Source organism: Knoellia flava TL1 (assembly GCF_000768675.1).
Lineage (GTDB): Bacteria > Actinomycetota > Actinomycetes > Actinomycetales > Dermatophilaceae > Knoellia > Knoellia flava.
Genome location: NZ_AVPI01000002.1, coordinates 15079 through 38877, shown reverse-complemented (window position 1 = coordinate 38877; position 23799 = coordinate 15079). Strand labels below are relative to the sequence as shown.

The 23799-nt window shown below is 71.2% G+C and carries 19 protein-coding genes and 1 tRNA gene; 13 read left to right on the top strand and 7 right to left on the bottom strand.

Annotated elements, in window-relative coordinates; all coding sequences use genetic code 11:
- Nucleotides 1-271: 271 nt before the first annotated feature.
- The gene (locus tag N798_RS02055; RefSeq protein ID WP_035945965.1) at nucleotides 272-1405 is read right to left on the bottom strand and encodes an ROK family transcriptional regulator; all 1134 of its coding nucleotides are present in this window, start codon (nucleotides 1403-1405) and stop codon (nucleotides 272-274) included.
- A 177-nt stretch (nucleotides 1406-1582) separates the two neighbouring features.
- Between N798_RS02055 and N798_RS02050 the strand changes: the two genes are divergently transcribed.
- The 9 genes from N798_RS02050 to N798_RS02010 all read left to right on the top strand — a co-directional run bounded on the left by N798_RS02050 (nucleotide 1583) and on the right by N798_RS02010 (nucleotide 14137).
- Nucleotides 1583-3100 carry a sugar ABC transporter ATP-binding protein gene (locus tag N798_RS02050; protein WP_035945879.1) on the top strand — a complete coding sequence of 506 codons (1518 nt, stop codon included), beginning with the start codon at nucleotides 1583-1585 and terminating at the stop codon, nucleotides 3098-3100.
- The gene (locus N798_RS02045; RefSeq protein ID WP_035945875.1) at nucleotides 3097-4155 is read left to right on the top strand and encodes an ABC transporter permease; all 1059 of its coding nucleotides are present in this window, start codon (nucleotides 3097-3099) and stop codon (nucleotides 4153-4155) included. Before N798_RS02050 ends, N798_RS02045 begins: the two co-directional genes overlap by 4 nt.
- A gap of 114 nt (nucleotides 4156-4269) precedes the next feature.
- Complete coding sequence (locus N798_RS02040; protein WP_035945964.1) at nucleotides 4270-5319, top strand: substrate-binding domain-containing protein; 1050 nt, start codon at nucleotides 4270-4272, stop codon at nucleotides 5317-5319.
- Between the two features lie 221 nt (nucleotides 5320-5540).
- The gene (locus tag N798_RS02035) at nucleotides 5541-6710 is read left to right on the top strand and encodes a Gfo/Idh/MocA family protein (protein WP_052116835.1); all 1170 of its coding nucleotides are present in this window, start codon (nucleotides 5541-5543) and stop codon (nucleotides 6708-6710) included.
- Between the two features lie 113 nt (nucleotides 6711-6823).
- Nucleotides 6824-7948, top strand: coding sequence for a sugar phosphate isomerase/epimerase family protein (locus N798_RS02030; protein ID WP_035945873.1), 1125 nt, complete (start codon nucleotides 6824-6826; stop codon nucleotides 7946-7948).
- Nucleotides 7949-8114: 166 nt separating this feature from the next.
- On the top strand, nucleotides 8115-9131 hold the full coding sequence (locus tag N798_RS02025; RefSeq protein WP_035945872.1) for a sugar phosphate isomerase/epimerase family protein: 1017 nt from the start codon (nucleotides 8115-8117) through the stop codon (nucleotides 9129-9131).
- Nucleotides 9128-10315, top strand: coding sequence for a xylose isomerase (gene xylA, locus N798_RS02020; protein WP_229708384.1), 1188 nt, complete (start codon nucleotides 9128-9130; stop codon nucleotides 10313-10315). The genes N798_RS02025 and xylA overlap by 4 nt, the downstream gene beginning before the upstream one ends.
- Before the next feature lie 210 nt (nucleotides 10316-10525).
- Nucleotides 10526-12043, top strand: coding sequence for a helicase HerA-like domain-containing protein (locus N798_RS02015; protein ID WP_035945961.1), 1518 nt, complete (start codon nucleotides 10526-10528; stop codon nucleotides 12041-12043).
- A gap of 246 nt (nucleotides 12044-12289) precedes the next feature.
- Nucleotides 12290-14137, top strand: coding sequence for a metallophosphoesterase family protein (locus N798_RS02010; RefSeq protein ID WP_229708382.1), 1848 nt, complete (start codon nucleotides 12290-12292; stop codon nucleotides 14135-14137).
- Here N798_RS02010 and N798_RS02005 read toward each other — a convergent pair.
- From N798_RS02005 to N798_RS01985, 5 genes are read right to left on the bottom strand one after another with little or no spacing between them, the layout of a single operon-like run.
- A complete protein-coding gene (locus N798_RS02005; RefSeq protein WP_035945870.1) occupies nucleotides 14134-14538 on the bottom strand; it encodes a hypothetical protein in 405 nt (134 codons plus the stop codon). The two genes, N798_RS02010 and N798_RS02005, sit on opposite strands and share 4 nt — an antisense overlap.
- A gap of 33 nt (nucleotides 14539-14571) precedes the next feature.
- A complete protein-coding gene (locus tag N798_RS02000) occupies nucleotides 14572-15372 on the bottom strand; it encodes a M15 family metallopeptidase (protein WP_035945868.1) in 801 nt (266 codons plus the stop codon).
- A gap of 53 nt (nucleotides 15373-15425) precedes the next feature.
- Entirely contained in the window at nucleotides 15426-15890 is a 465-nt protein-coding gene (locus N798_RS01995; protein WP_035945864.1) for a VTT domain-containing protein, read from the bottom strand.
- Complete coding sequence (locus tag N798_RS01990; RefSeq protein WP_035945862.1) at nucleotides 15880-16512, bottom strand: CDP-alcohol phosphatidyltransferase family protein; 633 nt, start codon at nucleotides 16510-16512, stop codon at nucleotides 15880-15882. Before N798_RS01990 ends, N798_RS01995 begins: the two co-directional genes overlap by 11 nt.
- A gap of 40 nt (nucleotides 16513-16552) precedes the next feature.
- Nucleotides 16553-17476 carry an AEC family transporter gene (locus N798_RS01985; RefSeq protein ID WP_035945860.1) on the bottom strand — a complete coding sequence of 308 codons (924 nt, stop codon included), beginning with the start codon at nucleotides 17474-17476 and terminating at the stop codon, nucleotides 16553-16555.
- 327 nt (nucleotides 17477-17803) lie between these two features.
- On the opposite strand from N798_RS01985, the gene N798_RS01980 reads away from it, so the two are divergent.
- The gene (locus N798_RS01980) at nucleotides 17804-18568 is read left to right on the top strand and encodes a hypothetical protein (protein ID WP_156971575.1); all 765 of its coding nucleotides are present in this window, start codon (nucleotides 17804-17806) and stop codon (nucleotides 18566-18568) included.
- 97 nt (nucleotides 18569-18665) lie between these two features.
- Here N798_RS01980 and N798_RS01975 read toward each other — a convergent pair whose 3' ends face one another.
- Entirely contained in the window at nucleotides 18666-20576 is a 1911-nt protein-coding gene (locus tag N798_RS01975; RefSeq protein ID WP_035945856.1) for a propionyl-CoA synthetase, read from the bottom strand.
- Nucleotides 20577-20701: 125 nt separating this feature from the next.
- Between N798_RS01975 and N798_RS01970 the strand changes: the two genes are divergently transcribed.
- The 3 genes from N798_RS01970 (at nucleotide 20702) to N798_RS01960 (ending at nucleotide 23751) form a co-directional block, all read left to right on the top strand.
- Nucleotides 20702-20789 (top strand) — tRNA-Ser (locus N798_RS01970).
- A gap of 151 nt (nucleotides 20790-20940) precedes the next feature.
- Complete coding sequence (locus tag N798_RS01965; protein ID WP_156971574.1) at nucleotides 20941-21711, top strand: hypothetical protein; 771 nt, start codon at nucleotides 20941-20943, stop codon at nucleotides 21709-21711.
- Between the two features lie 234 nt (nucleotides 21712-21945).
- Complete coding sequence (locus tag N798_RS01960) at nucleotides 21946-23751, top strand: glycoside hydrolase family 3 protein (protein WP_035945851.1); 1806 nt, start codon at nucleotides 21946-21948, stop codon at nucleotides 23749-23751.
- The last annotated feature ends 48 nt before the right edge of the window (nucleotides 23752-23799 follow it).

The following is a 23799-nucleotide window of genomic DNA, read 5'->3' as shown; positions in this document are numbered from 1 at the left end:
GTGGTCAGGCCGACGGGCGGCGGAGGGAGGCGGCGGGTCGCCACCCGGCCAGGAGACGCACCACCGCGAATCGACCCTAGCCAAGGGGAGGGGCTGAACCGTCGGCGTCGTGCAGGTGCCGGGCGACCGCACGAGGGCTCCCGTGGTCGCCGAGGTCCGCACCCGGACCCCTGGCGTAGCGACCACCACCACGACTCCGACGCCCCTCGCGGGCTCGGTCAGGTGACGCGCACGACCTGACGCGCGGACGGCATACGCGCCCACTCGCCGGTCAGGAGGCGAGGTTGGCGAGCTGGCGCTCGACCTCCTCGGCCGAGAGCACGTGCTGGATGACCATCGTCGCGGCGCCGATGACGCCGGCGTGCCCGCCGGTGCGGGCGGCGACGATCTGGAGCTGCTCGGTGGCGAGCGGCAAGGAGCGGCCGTAGACGACCTCGCGGATGCCGGCGAGCAGGCTCTCGGCGCACTGGATGAGGAGGCCGCCGACGACGATGACCTGGGGGTTGAGCAGGCTCACGGTCGAGGCGAGCACGGCCCCGATCTCCCGACCGGCCGCACGCATCTCGGCGATCGCCTCCGGGTTGCCGCCGCGGACGAGGTCGACGAGGGCGCGGGTGTCGTGCACGTCGACGCCGGCCCGCTCGAGCCGCCCGACGATCGCAGGGCCACTGGCCACGGCCTCGAGGCAGCCGACGTTGCCGCAGCGGCAGAGGACGCCGTCGCCGTGGGGCGCCGCCACGTGGCCCAGGTCGCCGGCCGCGCCCTGGGCGCCGCGATGGAGCTGGCCGCCGGAGATGATGCCCGCGCCGATGCCGGTCGCCACCTTGACGAAGACGAGGTGGTCGACGTGCGGGTGGACCGTGGCGTGCTCGCCGAGCGCCATGATGTTGACGTCGTTGTCGACGAGCACCGGACCCCCGAGACCGGCCGAGACGTGCGCGGGGACGTCGTAGCCGTCCCAGCCGGGCATGATCGGCGGCGAGGCGGGGCGCCCGGTCGAGTGCTCGACGGGACCGGGGAGGCCGATGCCGACACCCGCGAGGTCGGCGCGCGAGCGCTTGGCCTCCTTGAGCAGCTCGCGCCCGAGGTCGACGACGCGGTCGAGGACGGGGACCGGGCCGCTGGCGATGTCGAGCTCGACGGTGCGGTCGCTGATGACGGTCCCGTCGAGATCGGTGAGGCCGACCGTGGCGTGGGTGGCGCCGAGATCGGCACCGATGACCACCGCTGCCGTCGGGTTGAAGGCGAAGCGCACCGGTGGCCGGCCACCGGTCGAGCGTGACTCGCCGGCAGGCTTGAGCAGCCCGGCCGCCAGGAGGCTGTCGACGCGGGCGCCGACGGTCGAGCGCGCGAGCCCGGTGAGCTGGATGAGCTCGGCCCGGGTGCGGGGCCGGCCGTCGCGCATGAGCTGGAGCAGGGCGCCGGCACCGGTGGGCCCATCGGTGAGGGGGAGGGTGCCGGGCGCGTTCACGCGGGTAGTCAAGCACAGAACGCGGGTTTCGCCCACGGCGCGAGCAGATGTGCCGCCGCATATTGAAACTTTTGCTTGACGAGTAAGCAAAAGCCCCCTACGTTCGTCCGCATGAGCAGAGGCAATGACGCCTCACCACTTCTGGTGATGGCCGGAATCGTCAAGCGGTTCCCCGGAGTGACCGCCCTCGACGGCGTCGACCTCGACGTCCTCCCGGGCGAGGTGCACTGCCTGCTGGGCCAGAACGGCGCCGGCAAGTCCACGCTCATCAAGACGCTCGCGGGAGTGCACACCCCGGACGAGGGCACGATCACCTGGGACGGGACCGAGGTGACGCTGGGCCATCCGCAGGCGGCCATGGACATGGGCATCGCGACGATGTACCAGGAGCTCGATCTCGTCGAGGGCCTCACCGTCGCGGAGAACGTCTTCCTCGGGCACGAGAAGTCGCGGTTCGGCTTCTCGCAGCGCTCGGCCGCACGCGCCGCCACCCGCGAGCTGCTCGCCGGCCTCGGGCACCCCGAGATCTCGCCGACGGCCGAGGTGGGCGACCTCTCGGCCGCCGGCCAGCAGATCGTCAGCATGGCGCGGGCGCTCTCGCGCAAGGCGCGCCTCATCGTCATGGACGAGCCGTCGGCCGTCCTCGACAGCGGCGAGGTCGAGCGCCTCTTCGACGTCATCCGTCAGCTCACCGCCCAGGGCGTCGCCGTCGTCTACATCTCGCACCGGCTCGAGGAGATCCGCGTCATCGGCGACCGCGTGACGGTCCTCAAGGACGGCCGCACCGTCGCCACCGGGCTCCCGGCCAAGGAGACGCCGACCTCCGAGGTCATCCGCCTCATGACCGGCCGCTCGATCGAGTACGTCTTCCCCGAGCGGGGCACGACGCCCCAGGATGAGCCCCTGCTCGTCGTCGAGGGCATCTCGCGCCGCGGCGAGTTCGAGGACGTGAGCTTCTCGGTCCGCCCGGGGGAGGTCCTCGGTCTCGCAGGGCTCGTCGGCGCCGGTCGCTCGGAGATCGTCGAGACGGTCTTCGGCGCCCGCCGCGCCGACGCCGGCACGGTCACGGTGGGTGGCCGCCGGCTGCGCCCGGGCTCGGTCGACTCGGCCGTCTCCGCCGGGGTCGGGCTCGCCCCGGAGGAGCGCAAGAGCCAGGCCCTCGTACTCGGCGACAGCGTCGCCCACAACATCAGCATGGCGACGCTCACCCGCTTCTCCCTGGGCGGGCTCATCGACCGCGGCGCGGAGAGCGAGGCCGCGCAGGAGCTCGCCACGAGCCTCGAGCTGCGACCGACCGGCATCACCCGCGAGATCCGGACCCTGTCCGGTGGCAACCAGCAGAAGGTGGTCCTGGCCCGCTGGCTGCTCCGCGGGTGCAGGGTGCTCCTGCTCGACGAGCCCACGCGTGGCGTCGACATCGGCGCCCGCTCCGAGATCTATGCCCTCGTCCGCCGCCTCGCCGACGACGGTGTCGCCGTCGTCGTCGTCTCGAGCGAGATCGAGGAGGTGCTCGGGCTCTCGGACCGGGTCCTCGTCGTCGGCGACGGCCAGGTCCTGCACGAGGCGCCGGCCACCGAGCTCGACGAGCACCAGGTGCTCGACATCATCATGAGAGGAGACGCCGCATGAGCGTCGAGACCCCCCGCACCTCCGAGGAGCCCGCGGGCACCCAGGAGATGGCGGCCCCCGCCGCGACCGCCGGCTCCGGCCCGAGCGCGCTGAGCCGCTTCCTCGGCGGGTCGGCCACCCGCAACCTCGGGCTCGTCATCGCGCTCGTCATCCTCTGCGTCGTCGGTCTCGCCACGGCGGGCGAGCGGTTCGGCAGCTTCGACAACGCGCTGACGATCCTGCGGCTCGCGGCCGTCGTCGGCGTCGTCAGCGTCGGAATGACGTTCGTCATCTGCGGCGGAGGCATCGACCTCAGCGTCGGCGCGATCGTCGCGCTCTCGTCGGTGTGGGCCACGACCCTCGCCACGCAGACGATGGCCGAGGACATCCACTGGATCGTCATGGTCCTCACCGCACTGCTCGTCGGCGGCGCGTGCGGGCTCGTCAACGGGTTGCTCGTGGCCTACGGCAAGGTCGCACCCTTCATCGCGACCCTCGCCATGCTCGCCAGCGCCCGTGGCCTCGCCGAGCTCATCGCCCAGCGCAGGACGCAGATCGTGCGCGACCGCTCCTTCATCGACTTCTTCGGCGGCAGCGTCATCGGCATCCCGGTGCTCGTCATCATCTTCGCGATCGTCGCGGCGCTCGGCTGGGTCCTGCTCAACCGCACGACCTTCGGCCGACGCACCCTCGCCATCGGTGGCAACCCCGAGGCGGCGCGACTGGCCGGCATCAAGGTCGAGCGCCAGACGGCATACCTCTATGTCCTCCTCGGTCTCGCGTGCGGCCTGGCCGCCGTCATGCTCATGGCCCGCACGACGACCGGCACGTCGACCCACGGGCAGCTGCTCGAGCTCGACACCATCGCCGCCGCCGTCATCGGCGGGACGCTCCTCAGCGGCGGCCGCGGCACGATCGTCGGCACCGTGCTCGGCGTCCTCATCTTCACGACGCTCACCAACGTCTTCACGCTCAACAACGTCGACACCTCGACCCAGAACGTGGCGAAGGGGGTCATCATCGTCGCCGCCGTCCTCCTCCAGCAGCGGCTCGCCGCGCGCCGACGCAGCACCTAGCGCACCCGCCTGCGGCGCCCCTCCGCGGCTCCCGGTCGCATGACGCCTCCCATGCACGACACCCGGCTCCACACTCCCATCCCCACCTCGCACCAGCCCCAGGAGAGAACCACCATGATCCGTCGCACCATCTCCCGCCCGGTCCGCGCCGCCGCGGCCCTCGGCGTCGTCGCCCTCGTCGCCGCCGGTTGCACGAGCAACACCCCCGAGGCCGCGGACACGACCTCGTCCGACAGCCAGCGGGCCGGCAGCAGCAACGACGACCCGGGCGACAAGGTCACCATCGGCTTCTCGGGCCCCGCGGCCGACCACGGCTGGCTCGGCGCGATCAACAGCGCCGCCCAGGCGGAGGCGAAGAAGTTCTCCGACGTCGAGTTCAAGGCGGCCGAGGGCACCAACGACGCCAGCCAGCAGATCGCCCAGGTCGAGACCTTCATCAACGACAAGGTCGACGCGATCGTCCTGCTGCCCACCGACGGCGCCGCCCTCACCGAGGTCGCGACCAAGGCGATGAACGCCGGGATCATCGTCGTCAACGTCGACCGCGAGTTCTCGACGCCGTTCGCCGCGCGCACCACGATCCTCGGCGACAACTACGGCATGGGTGTGAGCGCGGGCACTTACGCCTGCAAGCTCGTCAAGGACAAGAACCTGACGAACCCCGTCATCGCCGAGATCGCCGGCATCGACGCCCTGCCCCTCACGCAGGACCGCAGCAAGGGCTTCGCCGACGCGCTCAAGGGCTGCAACCAGACCGTCGACAACCGCGTCGCGGCCGAGTTCACCGTCGAGTCCGGTGAGAAGGTCGCCTCCAACCTCCTCCAGGCCGCGCCCAAGATCGACATCATCTGGAACCACGACGACGACCAGGGCGTCGGCGTCATGGCGGCCTTCGACAACGCCAAGCGCAACGAGTTCGCCTTCATCGGCGGCGCCGGCTCGGCCAACGCCATGCGGTGGATCAAGGAGGGCAAGATGGAGGCGACCGTCCTCTACCCGCCCACCCAGGCGGCCGACGGCGTGCGCCTGGCCCGGCTCCTGGCCCAGGACAAGAGCATGAGCGACCTCGTCCAGGTCGCCGTGCCGCGCCGCATCGTCCTCGACGCTCCCGTCGTCACCAAGGACAACGTGGAGGAGTACCTCCCGCTCGGCTTCGAGTCCTGACCGACGACCGGCAGATCCTCGACCGGGGTCCGCGCGGCCATCCCTGAGCCGCGCGGACCCGACCACCTCGACCCCACGCAGCCTCGCGCTGCCCCGGAGACCTCCCGGAAAGGGTTCTCATGACCACGGACACCACGGCGACCGACCTCGCGGCTGCCGACACGGCAGCACCGTCGACCGGCGACGCGACGCGGACCGGCCGGATCGGCATCGGCATCGGCATGGTCGGCTACGCCTTCATGGGCCTGGCCCACTCGCAGGGCTGGCGAAACGCCCGCAGCTTCTTCGACCCGGCACTCTCGCCCGAGCTCGTCGCCATCGCCGGACGTGACGGTGCGGCGGCCGCCGAGATGGCCCGCCGCTTCGACTGGCAGCACGTCGAGACCGACTGGCGGGCCCTCGTCGCCCGCCCCGACGTCGAGGTCGTCGACATCTGCACCCCCGGTGACACCCACGCCGAGATCGCCATCGCCGCGCTCGACGCCGGCAAGCACGTCCTGTGCGAGAAGCCACTCGCCAACACCGTCGACGAGGCCCGCCGGATGGCCGACGCCGCCGAGCGCGCCAGGGCCCGAGGCGTCCGGTCGATGGTCGGGTTCACCTACCGCCGCGTCCCCGCGATCGCCTTCGCCCGCCAGCTCGTCCAGGAGGGCCGGGTCGGCGAGATCCGCCACGTGCGCGCGCAGTACCTCCAGGACTGGCTCGTCGACCCCGAGTCCCCGCTCACGTGGCGGCTCGAGAAGGAGCGCGCCGGCTCGGGAGCCCTGGGAGACATCGGCGCCCACATCATCGACCTCACCCACTTCGTCACCGGCGAGCGCATCACCGGCGTGAGCGCGACGATGGAGACCTTCGTCAAGGAGCGACCCGTCGCCGGCAGCGTCAAGGGCCTGTCGGCCTCGGCGCAGGAGGGCGGCGAGCGGGGTCAGGTCACCGTCGACGACGCTGCTGTCTTCCTCGCCCGTCTCAGCGGCGGAGGCCTCGGCACCTTCGAGGCCACCCGCTTCGCCACCGGGCGCAAGAACTCGATCCGCCTCGAGATCAACGGGTCCAGGGGCAGCCTCGCGTTCGACTTCGAGGACATGAACGTCCTCCACGTCCACGACGCCTCGGTCGACGCCCGCGAGTCGGGCTTCACCAAGGTCGTCGTCACCGAGCCCACCCACCCCTACGTCGAGCACTGGTGGCCCGCGGGTCACGGGCTCGGTTACGAGCACGGGTTCACCCACCAGGCGGCCGACCTCGTCGACGCCATCGCCCGCGGCGTCGACCCCAGCCCGTCCTTCGCCGACGGCCTCGCCGTGCAGGAGGTCCTCGCCGCCGTCGAGAGCAGCGCGGCCAACGCCTCGGCCTGGACCCCCATCGACCTCCCGGCCGGCACCCAGCCGTAGCCGCGAGCCCACCCGACCATCGACCGCGTGGCCGACCACCACGCCCCCGGACGGACAGGAGGACGACCGGTCACCGCTGTTCCCCCATGTCATTGCAGTGACGAAGGAGCACCATGAACGACAACGACGTCAAGATCCCCGAGCTCGCCCGGACCCTCGGTCTCGGCCGCCGCCAGTTCCTCGCGGCGACGACCGCGATCGCCACGGCCGGTGCCGCGACAGCGGCAGCCGGCGGGACGGCATACGCCTCGCCGGCCGGCAACGCGAACGGCACGCTCGTGCCCGCCTCGAAGCGCGGGATCATCCTCTACACCGTGCGCGACGCCGTCTCGCGCGACCCGAACACGACCGACCTCGCCTCCGGCTTCAAGGAGGTCCTCGGCGAGCTGTCGCGCATCGGCTTCCGCCAGATCGAGTTCGCCGGCTACCGCCAGCACGCCAACGCCGAGGGTGGTGCCGACCTGGGCACGGTCGCCGGAGCCACGCTGCTCAGGTCGTGGCTCGACGACCTCGGCCTCGAGGCCGAGGGCAACCACGGCAGCATCCCGTCCACGATCACGCCGGAGACCATCGCCGCCTTCGACAGCGCCTGCGAGATCGCCAACATCCTCGGCCTCGGCCACATCGGCACCGGCGGCGACCCCACCGGCTCGGCCTACGTGGCGGACTGGGTCGCGGCTGCCGAGCGCTGGAACTTCTTCGGCGAGCGGGCCTCACGCCACGGGCTCAAGCTCTACACGCACAACCACGACATCGCCTACAGCTTCCTGCTCGACAGCGGGCCGCTCGACGCTGCGGGCAACCCCACCCGCAGCAGCGGGATCCGGCGCCTGGAGCACTTCCTCGCGCACACCGACCCCAAGCACGTGTTCCTCGAGATGGACATCTTCTGGGCGCACGTCGCGCAGTACAAGCACCACACCTACACCGCGCCGGACGGCAGCCAGGCCCGGTCCGTCTTCGACCCGGCGGCCGTCGTGGCGGCTCAGACGAAGCGCTTCCCGCTCTTCCACGCCAAGGACGGCCGCCGCGACGCGACCACGTCCAACGGCTACACGATGACGCCGTTCGGCGAGGGCGACATCGACTACTCGACGTTCTTCCGCCGTGTCGGCGCGAAGGGCTCGCACAACCCGATGTGGGAGCAGGACACTGCCCCGGGCGGGGCGGCCAACCCCGGCCAGTCGCTCGCCTTCGCACAGACCAGCTACGACAACCTGGCCGCCCTGCGCGGCTGACCCCCGGCCGCCCTGGGCGGCCGACCCGTCACCGGCCCCGGTCGGTGTCGCTGTTGCAGCAGTGACCCCGACCGGGGACCGGCTTCCGCCCGACCATCGACAGCAGGACGTGACCCGGATTCTACGTTCGTGGAGCCGGCCGAGAGAGACGAAACCGGAGGACACCGTGGCACGACCGATCACCCTCTTCACGGGACAGTGGGCCGACCTTCCCTTCGAGGAGGTATGCCGTCTCGCCGCCTCGTGGGGGTACGACGGACTCGAGATCGCCTGCTGGGGCGACCACTTCGAGGTCGACCGCGCGTTGGCCGAGGACGACTACGTCGCCGGCCGGCGCGAGATCCTCGAGCGGCACGGGCTCGGCGTCTGGGCCATTTCGAACCACCTCGTCGGCCAGGCCGTCTGCGACGACCCGATCGACCAGCGCCACCAAGACATCCTCCCGGCGTCCGTGTGGGGCGACGGTGACCCGGAAGGAGTGCGGCAGAGGGCCGCCGAGCGGATGGCAGACACGGCCCGCGCCGCCGCCAAGCTCGGTGTCGACGTCGTCATCGGCTTCACCGGCTCGGCCATCTGGAAGTACGTCGCGATGTTCCCGCCGGTGTCCGCGGAGACGATCAAGGCGGGCTACCAGGACTTCGCCGATCGCTGGAACCCGATCCTCGACGTCTTCGACGAGGTCGGCGTGCGGTTCGCGCACGAGGTGCACCCGAGCGAGATCGCCTACGACCACTGGTCGACGGTGCGCACGCTCGAGGCCATCGGCCACCGGGAGGCGTTCGGCCTCAACTGGGACCCGTCGCACATGGTCTGGCAGGACCTCGACCCCGCCGCGTTCATCTGGGACTTCCAGGACCGGATCTACCACGTCGACTGCAAGGACGTGCGGATGCGAGTGGGCAACGGCCGCAACGGAAGGCTCTCCTCGCACCTGCCGTGGGCAGACCCACGTCGCGGCTGGGACTTCGTCTCGACCGGCCACGGCGACGTGCCCTGGGAGGACTGCTTCCGCACGCTCGGTGCGATCGGCTACGACGGCCCGATCTCGGTCGAGTGGGAGGACGCGGGCATGGACCGGCTCGTCGGCGCGGCCGAGGCGGTGGGCTTCGTGCGACGGCTCGCGTTCGACCGGCCGGAGGCGGCGTTCGACGCGGCCTTCAGCTCGGGCAAGGACGAGCAGTGACCACCGACTCCGGCCGGGTGGCCGGGTCCTCGGACTTCACCCCGACGCGCGAGGACAAGTTCTCCTTCGGCTTCTGGACGGTGGGGTGGCAGGGCGTCGACGTCTTCGGCGGTGCCGTCCGCCCGCCGCTCGACCCGGTCGAGGCGGTCCACCGGCTCTCCGATCTCGGCGCCTGGGGCATCACCTTCCACGACGACGACGTCAGCGACTTCGGCACCTCGACGGCGCAGCGGCTCGAGCAGCTCGCGCCCTTCCGCAAGGCGCTCGACGAGACCGGGCTCGTCGTGCCGATGGTGACGACGAACCTCTTCTCGCACCCTGTCTTCCGCGACGGCGGCTTCACCAACAACGACCGTGACGTCCGCCGCTACGCCATCCGCAAGGTCGCCGACAACATCGACCTCGCCGTCGAGCTCGGCGCGACGACCTTCGTCGCCTGGGGCGGTCGCGAGGGCGCTGAGTCGGGCGCGGCCAAGGACGTGCGCGCCGCGCTCGACCGCTACAAGGAGGCGTTCGACCTCCTTGGCGACTACGTCGTCGAGCAGGGCTACGACCTGCGCTTCGCGCTCGAGCCCAAGCCCAACGAGCCGCGCGGCGACATCCTCCTCCCGACGATCGGGCACGCGCTCGCCTTCATCAACGAGCTCGAGCGGCCCGAGCTCGTCGGTCTCAACCCCGAGGTCGGGCACGAGGAGATGGCCGGTCTCAACTACGCCCACGGCATCGCCCAGGCGCTCTGGCACGGCAAGCTCTTCCACCTCGACCTCAACGGCCAGACCGGTCCGCGCTACGACCAGGACCTCCGCTTCGGCGCCGGCAACGCCCGTGGGGCGTTCTGGACCGTCGACACGGTCGAGACCGGCGGCTACGACGGTCCGCGGCACTTCGACTTCAAGCCGCCGCGCACCGAGGACATGGACGGCGTCTGGGCGTCGGCCGCTGGCTGCATGCGCAACTACCTCGTCCTGCGTGAGAAGTCGCGTGCCTTCCGGGCCGACCCGGAGGTACAGGAGGCGCTCAAGGCCTCGCGGCTCGACGAGCTCGCGCAGCCGACCCTGGCGCAGGGGGAGGGCATCGACGCCCTGCGCGCCGAGGCGTTCGACCCCGACGAGGCGGCCGCCCGCGGAATGGCCTTCGAGCACCTCGACCAGCTCGCGCTCGAGCACCTCTACGGCGTGAGGTGAGCGGGACGGCATACAGAGAGTGTTTGCGTCCGGCAGGGTGACGACCCAGCCGCCACCTTGCCGGACGTAAGCAGTCCGTATGCCGTGGGGTCGCCTCGCGCTCGCGCTAGGGTGCCGAAGGTGACCGAGAACGCGACGCCCGAACAGCCCGCCACCACCCCCGCCGCGGCCGAGCCCGCGCCCGCGGAAGGGAACGCGCACCTCGACGAGATCCGCGCCGGCTACGCGTTCGACGGCCCTGCGCTTGAGTTCGGCGCGACGGTCATCGACGACACCGCCCACCCGGACGCGCCGGTGCGGATCCCGCTCGGCGTCCTCAACCGGCACGGCCTCGTCGCCGGAGCCACGGGCACCGGCAAGACCAAGACGCTCCAGCTCATGGCCGAGCAGCTCTCCGGTCAGGGCGTCCCGGTCTTCCTCGCCGACATCAAGGGCGACCTCTCCGGCCTGGCGAGCCCGGGTCAGCCCAACGACAAGCTCGCGTCGCGCGCGAAGGACGTTGGCCAGGAGTGGCAGGCCACGGCATACCCCACGGAGTTCCTCTCGCTCGGCGGTCAGGGCAAGGGCGTGCCGATCCGCGCGACGATCACCGACTTCGGCCCGACCCTGCTCGCCAAGGTCCTCGGGCTCAACGACACCCAGGAGTCGAGCCTCGGCCTCGTCTTCCACTACGCCGACAAGAACGGCCTCGCGCTGCTCGACCTCAAGGACCTCCGGGCCGTCATCAGCCACCTCGTGAGCGACGAGGGCAAGCCCGAGCTCAAGGCGCTCGGCGGACTCTCCTCCGCGACGGCCGGCGTCATCCTGCGCGAGCTCATCGCATTCGAGGACCAGGGCGCCGACGCCTTCTTCGGCGAGCCGAACTTCGACACGGGCGACCTGCTGCGGACGTCGAGCGACGGCAAGGGCCTCGTCACCTGCCTCGAGCTGCCCGGCGTCCAGGACCGCCCTGCGCTGTTCTCGACGTTCCTCATGTGGATGCTCGCCGACCTCTTCCACGACCTGCCCGAGGTCGGCGACGTCGACAAGCCCAAGCTCGTCTTCTTCTTCGACGAGGCGCACCTGCTCTTCGCGGACGCGAGCAAGGCGTTCCAGGACGCGATCGAGCAGACGGTGCGGCTCATCCGGTCCAAGGGCGTCGGTGTCTTCTTCGTCACCCAGTCGCCCAAGGACGTGCCCGCCGACGTCCTCGGCCAGCTCGGCAACCGCGTCCAGCACGCGCTGCGTGCCTTCACCCCCGACGACGCCAAGGCCCTCAAGGCGGCGGTGAAGACCTACCCGCACAGCGACTACGACCTCGAGAAGCTCCTCACCTCGCTCGGCACCGGCGAGGCCGTCGTCACCGTCCTGTCCGAGAAGGGTGCGCCGACGCCGGTCGCGTGGACCCGGATGCGCGCCCCGCAGTCGCTCATGGCGCCCTCGCCCGATGCGCTGCTCGACTCGACGGTCGCCGCCTCGCCGTTGTCGTCGAAGTACGCCGCCGTCGCCGACCGCGAGTCCGCCTACGAGAAGCTCGCCGCGCGCGTGCAGGCGACGGCTCCGGCCGCCGAGGCTCCGCAGAAGGCGCCGGCGCCCACCCCGGCGAAGAAGACGGCGACGCCCAAGGAGGACCCGGGCCTCGTCGAGCAGGTCGTCAAGTCGAGCGCGTTCCGCTCCGCCCTGCGCTCGGCCGGCACGGTCATCGGCCGGGAGATCACCCGCTCCATCTTTGGCACCCGCAAGCGCTGACCCGAGCGAGCCGCGATTGCGTGAGCGCACCACCGAACGGTGGTGCGGTCACGCATCTCTGGCTCGCTCGCGCGCGACCGGCGCAGATCGTGACCGGCGGCGCAGCCATGGCGACGCCGTTCGTCACGCTCTGCGCCGCTGGTGCGCTCACGCATCTCTGGCTCGCTCGACCTCGCTCCCCTAGGGTGGAAAAGTGACGCGGACCACCGGTCGCGTCGAACTTTTCTCCACCCCCTGAGGACGACGATGTCTGAGACCCGCCCGACTCTGTCCCGCCGCATGGTCCTGAGTGGCCTCGCCGCTGCCACGCTCGCGCCGCCCGTCCTGTCGTGCGCGACGGCGTCGGCCGCCGAGTCCGGCGCGGCCACCGAGGTCGGCGCGCAAGCGGCCCGCTCGATGCGGGACCTGCGCGTCCTGCCCTACCTCCAGAACCCGGCCAGCACGTCGATGACGATCAGCTGGGTCAGCTACGCCGACGTCCCGGGCACGCTCACGGTGCGTGGCCCGGGCCTGGGCGGTGGACGGCGTCGCGTGAGCACTACGCCACAGCCGATGCCGATCCTCGGCTACACCGACGCCGAGCGCGCCGAGGAGATCCCCGGCCTCGCGAAGGGGTCGTGGCTGCTGCGCGAGGGCAACGTCAAGCACGTCGTCGACGTCGAGGGACTCCGGCCCGGCACGCACTACACCTACGAGGTCGTGCAGGGACGTGACCGCTACCAGGGCCGCTTCCGGACCGCTCCGAGCGTGCAGGACTGGGACCGAGTCACCTTCATCGCCATGTCGGACCACGAGACCGAGCCCCGCGGCCGGGTCACCCGACGCGAGTGGGCGCCCGGCGAGGTCGCCGGGCTGGGCCGGCCGGACGCCGCAGCCGGGTCGACGTGGGACGGCGTCTTCGGCACCACCGTGCTCGCGGGCGCGCGCGTGCTCCGCTACCCCCTCACCGAGGACGAGGGCTACCTCGCCAACCTGCGCGTCGTCGACGCCAGCAGGCCCGACTTCATGATGTTCCCGGGCGACCTCGTGCAGGGCGGCGGCTACCAGCCGGGCTGGGACGAGTGGTTCCGGTGCAACGCCGGCCCCGCGGGCGACCGGCTCGGCCGCACCCCCGCACTCACGGCGTTCGGCAACTGGGAGAGCTTCGGCGGTGCGGTCAACGGCGGCTACGGCTCCAGCGCCGACCGCTCCATCGTCGTGCGCTCCCGCGGCAAGTACCACGCCTACTTCGACGCGCCCGACAACGGGACCCCCGAGCACCGGGACAACTACTACGCCATCGACTACGGCCCGTTGACCGTCATCACCCTCGACTCCAACAACGGCGAGCCGGACGACGACACCGAGAACTACGAGGGCAACCAGGCCGTCGGCCGTGAGTACCGCGGCCCCGGCACCGACACGCAGAACAACTTCACCGCAGCGGAGTACGCAGCGGCCGGCGGCACCGACCTCTCCGACTTCAACCCCGGTAGCACCCAGTGGCGCTGGTGCGAGGCGCAGCTGGCGGACGCCCGCGAGCGCGGCCAGATCATCGTCATGCAGTGGCACCACTCGCCGTTCAGCAGCGGTGAGCACGGCCTGCCGATGTACCACAAGGACACGTCCGGCCAGGGCGGGACGCCGATGCGGCAGTACCACGTGCTCGCCGAGCGCTACGGCGTCGCCGCCGTCATCTGCGGCCACAGCGAGCTCTTCGAGCGCAGCTTCGTCGACGAGGACGGCGACGGTGTCGGCGTCCACTACTACGACGTCGGCGTCGCGGGTGACGGCCTGCGCGGCGAGCGGCGCGTGGCCGGGCCGGACTCCGAGCGGCTGAGCTACAACCCCTACCGCCAGTGGACCGCGGACCGGGACGAGCCCGAGGTGTGGGAGGACCGTGACGGGGTGCGGGTCCTCACCTCCGGCGGCAAGCACTACGGCCACCTGCACGTCGAGGTCGAGCGCACCCGGGACGGAGCCCGGATGACGATGACGCCGGTGCACGTCTTCCCCGTCGTCGACACCGACTACCGCGTCACCCGCACGGAGCGCCGCGAGTACGACGACAAGGTGGTCCTGTCGATCCGCCCGGACGGCCGGGTGCGCCCCTAGTACGCCTGGAGACTGAGCAGCGCCCTCGCGTAGGCGCACTCGACATCAGGGTCGGTGACCGTATGCCGTGAGCCCGCGCTCCCGGCATACGTCACCTCCCAGCCCTCCTCGGTGCGCCGCAGCGTCTCGAGCCGGTCGCCGAGCAGGGCGCGCAGCTGGTCCTCGCGCGGGAGCCAGAGCGCCTTGTCGAGGCTCACCGAGTCGAGCGCCCACTCGGTCGTGCCGTTGAAGCCGAGGACGGTCTGCTCGCCGAACGTCTGCGGTTCGACGGTGAGGTCGCTGACCCAGAAGATGTCACCGGTGAGGAGCTCGGCGTCGATGACGAAGCGGTCGCCGGGCGCGGGCTCCCAGAGCACCCCGGCCTCGTGGACGACGCGCCGGGCGAGCTCGAGGGTGATCATCGCCCCATTCTCACCCGTCCGGCGCGTCGTGGGTCAGGGAGCGACGAGCGAGGCCCGCGAGACCGGGAAGTCGAAGAACGTCGTCGGGAAGAGCTCGGGCTTGTGCGTGAAGTGCCACCACTCCTCGGGGAGGTTGGTGAAGTCCTCGGCCGCGAGGACGTCGACGAGGAGGTCGCGGTTCGCCCTGGCCTCGCCGGTGACGGCCGGGTTGGCGGTGTGCGAGAGGACGTCGAAGCAGTCGAAGGCCGTGCCCATGTCGAGCGAGGCGTCCGGGACGCGGTCCTCGACCGGGCCGAAGCACGACCCCTCGGGGTGCGGCGAGTGCGGGGTCGGGCCCGGACGGGCGTCGATGGGCTGGATGGTGAGGTCGACGGTGCTGCCGCGGCTGTGCCCGGACTTCGCCGCGATGTAGCCGTCCTCGAAAAGGCGCGACTTCTCGACGCGGGGATAGAACTCGGACTTCATCTGCTCGTCGTCGAGGTCCTCGGCCCAGCGCACGAAGTGGTCGACGGCTCCCTGCGGGCGGTAGCAGTCGTAGACCTTGAGGGTGAGGCCCATCGGCCGCAGCTCGTCCTGCGCCCGCGAGAGCGCCTCGGCCGCGGGACGGGTGAGCAGGCACAGGGGAGCGCGGTAGTCGTCGATGCGCTCGCCGACGAAGTTGTGGTTGGTCGCGTAGCGGATCTCGTGGACGATGCTCGGGTCGACGTCGCGCAGTGCGACGAACTCGTCTGGCGCGCTCGGATGTCCGTGCGCCACAGCGCTGCTCGTGGGGACGGCCGCGGCGACGGCGAGGGAGAGCCCGAGGACGACGGCGGGGAGGGTGCGGCGGGTCATGCCTCGTTCCTAGCAGCGCGCCCACGCCGTCGCCACCGGAGCGCGAGCCGCCGTCACCACCAGGAGACGACCGCGGCCGCTCCGCCGATGACGGCCGCGAAGCGGATCGCCCGACCGACGAGCCCGGTGAGGAGGAAGACGACGACGGGGATGCGGAGGGCGCCCGCGAGGACCGCGATGACGGCATACGGGGGGATGCCGACGGCCGACGACACGAGGAGGAGGCCGGCGGCATACCAGGGCCGGCCCTCGGTGCGGCAGCGCCAGCGCTCGAGCGCGGCCTTCGCCTTCGGCTTCTCCATCCGGCGGGCGACGAAGCGGAAGCGCTCGAGCTCCCGGCCGCCGTAGTACCAGACGAGCTTGCCGGCCATCTGGCCGAGCGAGGAGACGAGGACGACGACCCACGCGGGTGCGTCGCCCTGGGTCACCGTGAGCGCGACGATCGCCTCGATGTTGATGAGCGGGACGAGGGCGGAGGCGACGGCGAGGCCGGTGACGCTGACGACCTCAGCCCACATGGGTGGGCACCGGACCGGGCACGGGCAGGCCGATCCGCATGAGCCGCGCCATGGACCAGCACTTGAGCGCGAGCAGGCCGAGGGCGATGACGAGCCCGACCCACATCCAGCCGGTGGCGAGGAGGAGCACCGCGAAGAGCGCGCTGTTGACCGCCTTGGCCGGCTTCGACCAGTTCCACTTCCAGATCGTGTGGTCGACGACGTAGAAGTAGTTGGGACTGCGGATCGGCCACGCGAGGAACGCGAGCGACAGGAAGGTGTCGACGACCATGAACTCGGCGAGGTAGACGAACACCGCCGGTGCGAGGTCGGGCTGGAGCCAGGCGAGGCCGACGTAGAACGCGCCGGCGTTGAAACGGTCCGAGAAGATGTCGAGCACCGCGCCGATCCGGGTCTCGCAGCGGCGCATACGCGCCCAGGTCCCGTCGAGGATGTCCCCGACCCAGTAGATGCCGAGCGCGACGACGAGCAGGGCGAGGCTGCCCTCGACGGCGCCCCACGCAGCCACCGCGGCCGACGCGACGGTGCGCACGGCCGTGATGACCGTCGCCCCGGTCCACAGGTGCTCGTGCAGGATCCCGACGTCGGCCGATGTCCCCCCGTCCAGCACTGGTCCCGGCATTCGCACAGGATAGGTCGCGACGGCCGTTCGCGCGCGGACCTCAGCCGAGCAGGCCCGCGATGAGCAGGATGACCGGCACCGAGCCCATGGTCGTGATGAGGATGGTGTCGCGCGCGAGCACCGTCCCGCGGTCGTAGCGCGTGGCGTGGACGAAGATGTTCTGCGCGGTGGGCAGGGCGGACGTGACGACGACGGCGAGGAGCGCGCGACCGTCGACGCCGAGCGCGAGGTGCGCCACGGCATACGCGACGAAGGGCTGGACCACGAGCTTGAGGAGCGACGTCGTCGCGAGCTCGGCGACCGACCCGGCGGCGCCGAGGCCCGGGCCGAGGCGCAGCGCGATGCCGTAGGCGATGAGCATCGCCGGGACCGCGACGTTGCCGAGGAGCTCGAGCGGGTTGCCGACGAACTCCGGCAGCGTCCACCCGGTGAGCGAGAGCAGGACGCCGATGAGCGAGCCGACCGTGAGCGGGTTGCGGAACGGCCGGCTCACGAGCTGCACGAACGACGGCGAGCGCCCGAGGGCGTCGGTGTCGAGCAGCGCGAGCGCGATCGGCTGGAGCACGAGGAGCTGGAGGAGCAGGGTCGGCGCGACCAGTGCGGCGTCGCCGAGGACGTAGCTCGCCACCGGGATCCCCAGGTTGCCGGCGTTGACGTATGCCGCCGAGAGGGCGCCGATCGTCGCGTCACCGAGGCGTCGGTGCCAGAGGAAGCGGGCGCCGGCAGCATAGATCGCGACCGGGACGAGGACGGCGACGGTGGTGGCGACGAGGTTGGCCGAGAGGACGTCATGGACGTCGGCCCGGCTCAGCGTCATGACCATGAGGGCGGGGGAGCCGACGAAGAAGGCGATCTGCGACAGCACGCGCTGGGCGGTGAGGTCGACGATGCGCAGGTGGGCGAGGAGGGCGCCGACGGCGATGACCACGCCGATCGTCGCGAACCCCGTGAAGACTCCCTGCACTCGGCAAGGCTAGGTCGGGTGTGGTGACCCGCGCCGACCCGTCTCGCCGGGTCACTTGGGTGGAACGTCCGGACCATGCGGCGGGAGACCAGTTCTCGCTGTTCACGCCGAGGTCAGGCGCTCCTACCGTCGAGAGCAGGTGCAGGACCCGCTCCGGCCGGGTCTGCAGCGGACCTCAGAAGCGTGACGTGCGGACATGGACGACTGGTTCTTCGACCCGATCTGGCTTCCTGAACCGATGAGCGCCGCTCGCAGGAGGGGCAGCGTGCTGGTGGCCACGCTCGTCGGCCTCGTCGTGGTGGCAGCAGGGGCCGTGGCACGGTGGCCGTGGCCGTGTGGAACGACGAGGGCACGTGGGTCGTAATCCTCGTCGTGGCCTCCTGCATCGGGTGGGTCGTCCGGACCTTCGAACGCAGGGTCGCTCTCGGCTGGCGACGGGTGCACGCCGCAGGGCTCATGGTCGTGGCGATCGTCGTCGCCGACTACGCGTACTTCGCCTTCTTCGACGGTGAGGGATTCGTGCCGGCAGGAGCCCCCTTGGCAGACTTCGTCGACTGGGAGCTCGAGCTCCTGTCGTCGCCCCCGGTCCTCGGGGCGGTGATGTGGTTGCTGCCGGTCGGCCTCGCCGTTCTGGGAGTCCTCCGTGTGGATGACGGCGAGGAGGAGGAGGCTGCTCCGGCTCGGGACCCGCTGGGCTTGCGCCTGCCGGCGGCGCAGGTCGTCTCCATCGACCGTCGGGGTGGTGGCCTCGAGACCTGCGCGATACATGTCGTCTTCGAGCGCTCTCCCGACCAGTTCGTCCACCGAACCGTGGTGTGCCGCCCGGGGGACGTCGAGGCCCTCACGCCGTTCCTGGTCGACACCCCGGTGCTGGCTCTGGAGAGTGCCGTCCCCCACCCTGCCGAGGTGTCGGACCGGAGCGCGCAGACAGCCGCTGAGGCGTTCGACGACGCCTACGGCGCGCGACCGCCGGCGAGGCTGAGGCAGTGGCTCTTCCAGGACGAGATCGCCGAGCTGTCCTCGAGCCCAGCACTCTGGGCTCACCGGAGTGCTCAGTGGCGGCGGGGCCAGGAAAGGGAGGACGGGCGCTGAGCCGGGCGTCACGCCCGCCCGGCCTGAGGGGAACAGGTCTTCACGAACCGACCAGAGATGAGTGGTCGGCTCGGCCAGTTCTGGTCGGTTCGCGCCGTCAGCCGCCGGGGCGGAGCACCGGTCCGAGCGTGTCGAGGACGGAGGCGTCCTCGATCGTGCCCGGCACGGTCGGCGTGCGGCCGTCGGCGATCTCGCGCATCGTCTTGCGCAGGATCTTGCCCGAGCGCGTCTTCGGAAGGGCCGCGACGATGTCGACCTGGCGCAGGGCGGCGACCGCCCCGACCTCGTCGCGCACGCGCTGGACGAGCTCGCGGCGGATCCGCTCGCCGGCCTCGCCGGAGCCGTCGACGCCGCCCTTGAGGACGACGAGCCCTCGCGGCAGCTGACCCTTGAGCTCGTCGGCGACGCCGATGACGGCGCACTCCGCGACGTCGAGGTGGCCGGCGAGGGCCGCCTCGATCGAGCCGGTCGAGAGCCGGTGGCCCGCGACGTTGAGGACGTCGTCGGTGCGGCCCATGACGAAGAGGTAGCCGTCCTCGTCGACGAGCCCGCCGTCGCCGGTGGCGTAGAAGCCGGGGTAGGTCGAGAGGTAACCGTCGACGTAGCGCTGGTCGTCACCCCACAACGTGGCGAGCGTGCCCGGCGGCAGCGGCAGCCGGATCGCGATCGCGCCCTCCTCGCCCGCCGGCAGCTCGGCGCCCGTCTCGTCGAGGATCGACACGGCATACCCGGGCATGGGGACGGTGGGGGAGCCCGCCTTGATCGGCATCGGCTCGAGACCACGCGGGTTCGCCGCGATCGGCCACCCGGTCTCGGTCTGCCACCAGTTGTCGACGACGGGCACGCCCAGTTTCGAGCTGGCCCACTCGTAGGTGTCGGGGTCGAGCCGCTCGCCCGCGAGGAACACCGTCTCGAGCGAGGAGATGTCGTGCTCCCGGAGCAGCTCACCTCTGGGGTCGTCCCGCTTGATCGCCCGGTATGCCGTGGGGGCGGTGAACATCGCCTTGACGCCGTGCTCGGCGATGACCCGCCAGAACGCTCCGGCGTCGGGGGTGCCGACCGGCTTGCCCTCGTAGAGCACGGTCGTCGCGCCGGTGAGCAGGGGTGCATAGACGATGTAGGAGTGGCCGACGACCCAGCCGACGTCGCTCGCCGTGAACCACACGTCGCCGGGGCCGATGTCGTAGACGTTCTGCATCGACCAGCGCAGCGCCACCGCGTGGCCGCCGTTGTCGCGCACGATTCCCTTGGGGCGACCGGTCGTGCCGGAGGTGTACAGCACGTAGAGCGGGTCGGTCGCCGCGACCTCGACGCACTCGGCCGGCTCGGCGTCGGCGACGAGCTCGTCCCAGTCGATCTCCTCCCAGTCGGTGTCGCGCTCGCCGACCGCGGCCCTGGCCTGCTCGCGCTGGAGCACGATGACCGACTCGGGCTTGTGGCTGCTCCGGTCGAGGGCGGCGTCGAGCATCGGCTTGTACTCGACGACGCGGCTCGGCTCGATCCCGCAGCTCGCGGCGACGACGACCTTGGGCTGGGCGTCCTCGATCCGGGCGGCGAGCTCGGCGGGGGCGAACCCTCCGAAGACGACGGAGTGGATCGCCCCGAGCCGGGCGCACGCGAGCATCGCGACGACGGCCTCGGGGACCATCGGCATGTAGACGACGACTCGGTCGCCCTTCTCGACCCCGAGGCTCGCGAGCGCACCGGCGAAGGTCGCCACGCAAGCCAGCAGGCCGGCATACGTGATCGTCTCCTTCGTGCCGGTGACCGGGCTGTCGTGGATGAGCGCCGGCTGGTCGCCGCGACCGTCGCGCACATGCCGGTCGAGTGCGTTGAAGCAGGTGTTGAGCGTGGCGCCGGGGAACCACCGGTAGAGCGGAGCGAACGCGTCGTCGAGAACTGTGGTCGGCTCGGTGAGCCACTCGATGCCGCCGGCGGCGGCGCGCCAGAACGTCTCGGGGTCCTCGAGGGACTGCGCGTATGCCGTGCGGTAGGCGTCGGTGCTCATGGCGCCCATCGTCGTGGTCGGGGAGGGGCCGCGACCAGTGGTTCGACGAGCGGCGAGACGAGCGGTGGCGGCGCTGCGACGAGCGGATTTCGTCGGCGTTCGGCGCTCGGGTAACCTCCTCCGTTGGAGGATTCGCATAGTGGCCTAGTGCGCACGCTTGGAAAGCGTGTTGGGTTAACGCCCTCAGGGGTTCGAATCCCCTATCCTCCGCCAGTTCGAAGGGCCCCGACCAAGTGTCGGGGCCTTTCGCATGGCCGAGCACGGTGCGCGGCAAAGGCGCCGGCGTTGGGACGTAAGCGTGGAGGGTCGACGTGGCGTGCCGTTTGCCGCGAACGGGGCCCGCCCGGGTGGGAGCATCGCCTCCATGACGGTCGGGGTGGGGGAGACGGAGCGCACGTCCGAGCCCGAGGGTGCGCTCGCGCGACCGGTGCTGCGCCGGGTCCTCGCGGCGGTCGTCGTCGCGTCCTGGGTGGCTTGGGCGGTGCCGTCGTGGATGTCGAGCCTGCACGAGGTGCGACCACACGAGTTCGTCGCCGACGTCCAGTCCGGCCGCATCACCGGCTACCAGGTGGCCAGCAACGTGCTGTCCGAGCCCTTGAGGTTCTCTGCGCCGGACCGGTCGTGGGACGCCGACCTGCCCGCGGCCGACAGCCAGGGTCGACCGCTCGACGGGCCGCCCCGGCAAATCGTCTACTCGCTCGACGGCTCGACCCGCACGCGGTGGGTGCCGCAGGCGGTCTTCACGGTCGGCGACCGGGATGCCTTCACCGCCCTGACCGAGTCCGGCGCTCGGCCGTTCACGTCCGAGACCTTCCCGCCCAACCGCGACTGGGCGGCATACCCGGCCCTTCTCGCGCTCGGTGTCGCTCTCATCTCGCTCGTCCTGCTGCCGCCCACCCTCGGCACCAGACCGTTCTGGTTCCTCACGGGCACCATCGGCATGGGGCTGGGGATCGTCGCGTATGCCGTCGCCGAGCTCTGGTGGCGTCGCTCGCCCTCCATGGTGGCTGGAACGCGAGGGGACGACGGCGTCGACGTCGGGGACGGGGCCGGTCGGCTTCGCGGGTGGCACGGAGTCGGCGTCGCTGTCGTCGGTGGGCTCGTCGTCGCCGCGGTGCGCGCCGCCATCACCTGACCCGCCCAGCATCCGGACCCGGGCCGAGCGAGCCATATCCGGGCGAGCCGGCCACCGATGGCTGCCTCGGTCGGCGACATCTGGCTCGCTCATGGCGGGGCGCGTTGCGAGCGATCCCCGAAAGTGACCGGTCCGTATCTGTTGCGCATGTCCGGACGTGTGGCTAAGTTCCACTGTCAAGACTCAGTGCGTGAATCGTTCACATCGTCGTGAGCCCGAGAAACCGGAGATGTCATGTCCCGTCCGCCCGTCACCCGCCGCACCGTGATCGCCTCCGCGGTCGCCGCGACCCTCGCAGCGGGCATCGTCCCGGTCACCGCTGCGCAGGCCACCGTCCCGCCCGCGCCGCAAGGGTGGGTTGCCTCGACCATCGCCCGGATGACGCTCGAGGAGAAGGTCGGCCAGCTCTTCGTCCAGCAGGTCTATGGACAGGACGCCACCACGCCCGACGCCCGCAACCTTCCCCTCTACGGCGTCGCCACCCCCGCCGAGGTGGTGCAGAAGTACCACCTCGGCGGTGTCATCTACTTCGCGTGGACCGACAGCGTCAAGAACCCGCAGCAGATCGCCGGCCTCTCCAACGGTCTCCAGCAGGCCGCCCTCTCGCAGGACTCGAAGGTCAAGGTGCCGCTCGGCATCTCGGTCGACCAGGAGCAGGGCGTCGTCACCCGCATCGGCCCGCCCGCCACCCAGTTCCCCGGCTCGATGGCGCTCGGCGCCGGCCGCTCCGCCGAGGACGCCCGCACCGCCGCCGCGATCACCGGCGAGGAGCTGCGCGCGATGGGCATCAACACGAACTTCGCGCCCGTCGCCGACGTCAACGTCAACCCGCTCAACCCGGTCATCGGCACCCGCTCGTTCTCGAGCAAGCCCGAGCTCGCCGCTGAGATGGTCGGCGCCCAGGTCACCGGCTACCAGGAGGACGGCAAGGTCTCCGCGAGCGCCAAGCACTTCCCGGGCCACGGCGACACCGCCACCGACAGCCACGTCGCGTTCCCCGTCATCACGCACACCCGCGAGCAGTGGGAGCAGCTCGACGCCCCGCCGTTCAAGGCGGCGATCGACAAGGGCATCGACATGATCATGACCGCCCACCTCGCCTTCCCGGCGCTGGACGACTCGGGCGACCCGGCGACCCTGAGCAAGCCGATCCTCACTGGCCTGCTGCGCGAGGAGCTCGGCTACGAAGGCGTCATCATCACCGACGCGCTCGAGATGCAGGGCGTCCGTGAGCTCTACGGTGACGCCGAGGTGGCCGTCCGTGCCCTCGAGGCCGGTGTCGACCAGCTCCTCATGACCCCCGCGATGGACAAGGCCTACGCAGCCGTCATCGACGCGGTCAAGAGCGGCCGCATCAGCAAGCAGGAGCTCGATGCCAAGGTCCGCCGTGTGCTCGAGCTCAAGGTCGAGCGCGGCGTCATCGCGAAGCCCATGGTCGACGTCGCCGCCCTCGGCTCCGTCGTCGGCACGAGCGAGCACCTCGCGACCGCCGACGCCATCACCAACCGCACGACGACCCTCGTCAAGAACGACGCGGGCGTCCTCCCGATGGCGACGAGCGGCAAGAAGGTCCTCGTCACCGGCTACGGCGTGACGACGACTCAGATCCTGGCCGGCGGCCTCGCCAAGGCGGGCGCAAGCACCACCGTCAACCAGACCGGCACCTCACCGACCGACGCCCAGATCGCCTCCGCCGTCGCCTCGGCGCAGGGCAAGGACGCCGTCGTCGTCACGACGATGAAAGCCTGGGACACCAACGTCACCGACAAGCGAGCCGGCCAGCAGAAGCTCGTCAAGGCGCTGCAGGACACCGGCATCCCGGTCATCGTCGTCGCCACGCGCGACCCCTACGACATCGCCTACCTGCCCGGGACGGCCACCTACCTCGCGACCTACTCCTACAGCCCGGTCGCCATCGAGGCGGTCGCCCGCGTCATCTCCGGCGCGGTCGCACCCACCGGCAAGCTCCCCGTCGACATCCCGGCCAAGGGCGCGCCGAGCACGGTGCTCTACCCCTTCGGCCACGGCCTCACCTACTGACCCACACACGAACCGGCCTCGTGTGCCCCAACGGAAGCCAGAGCTTCC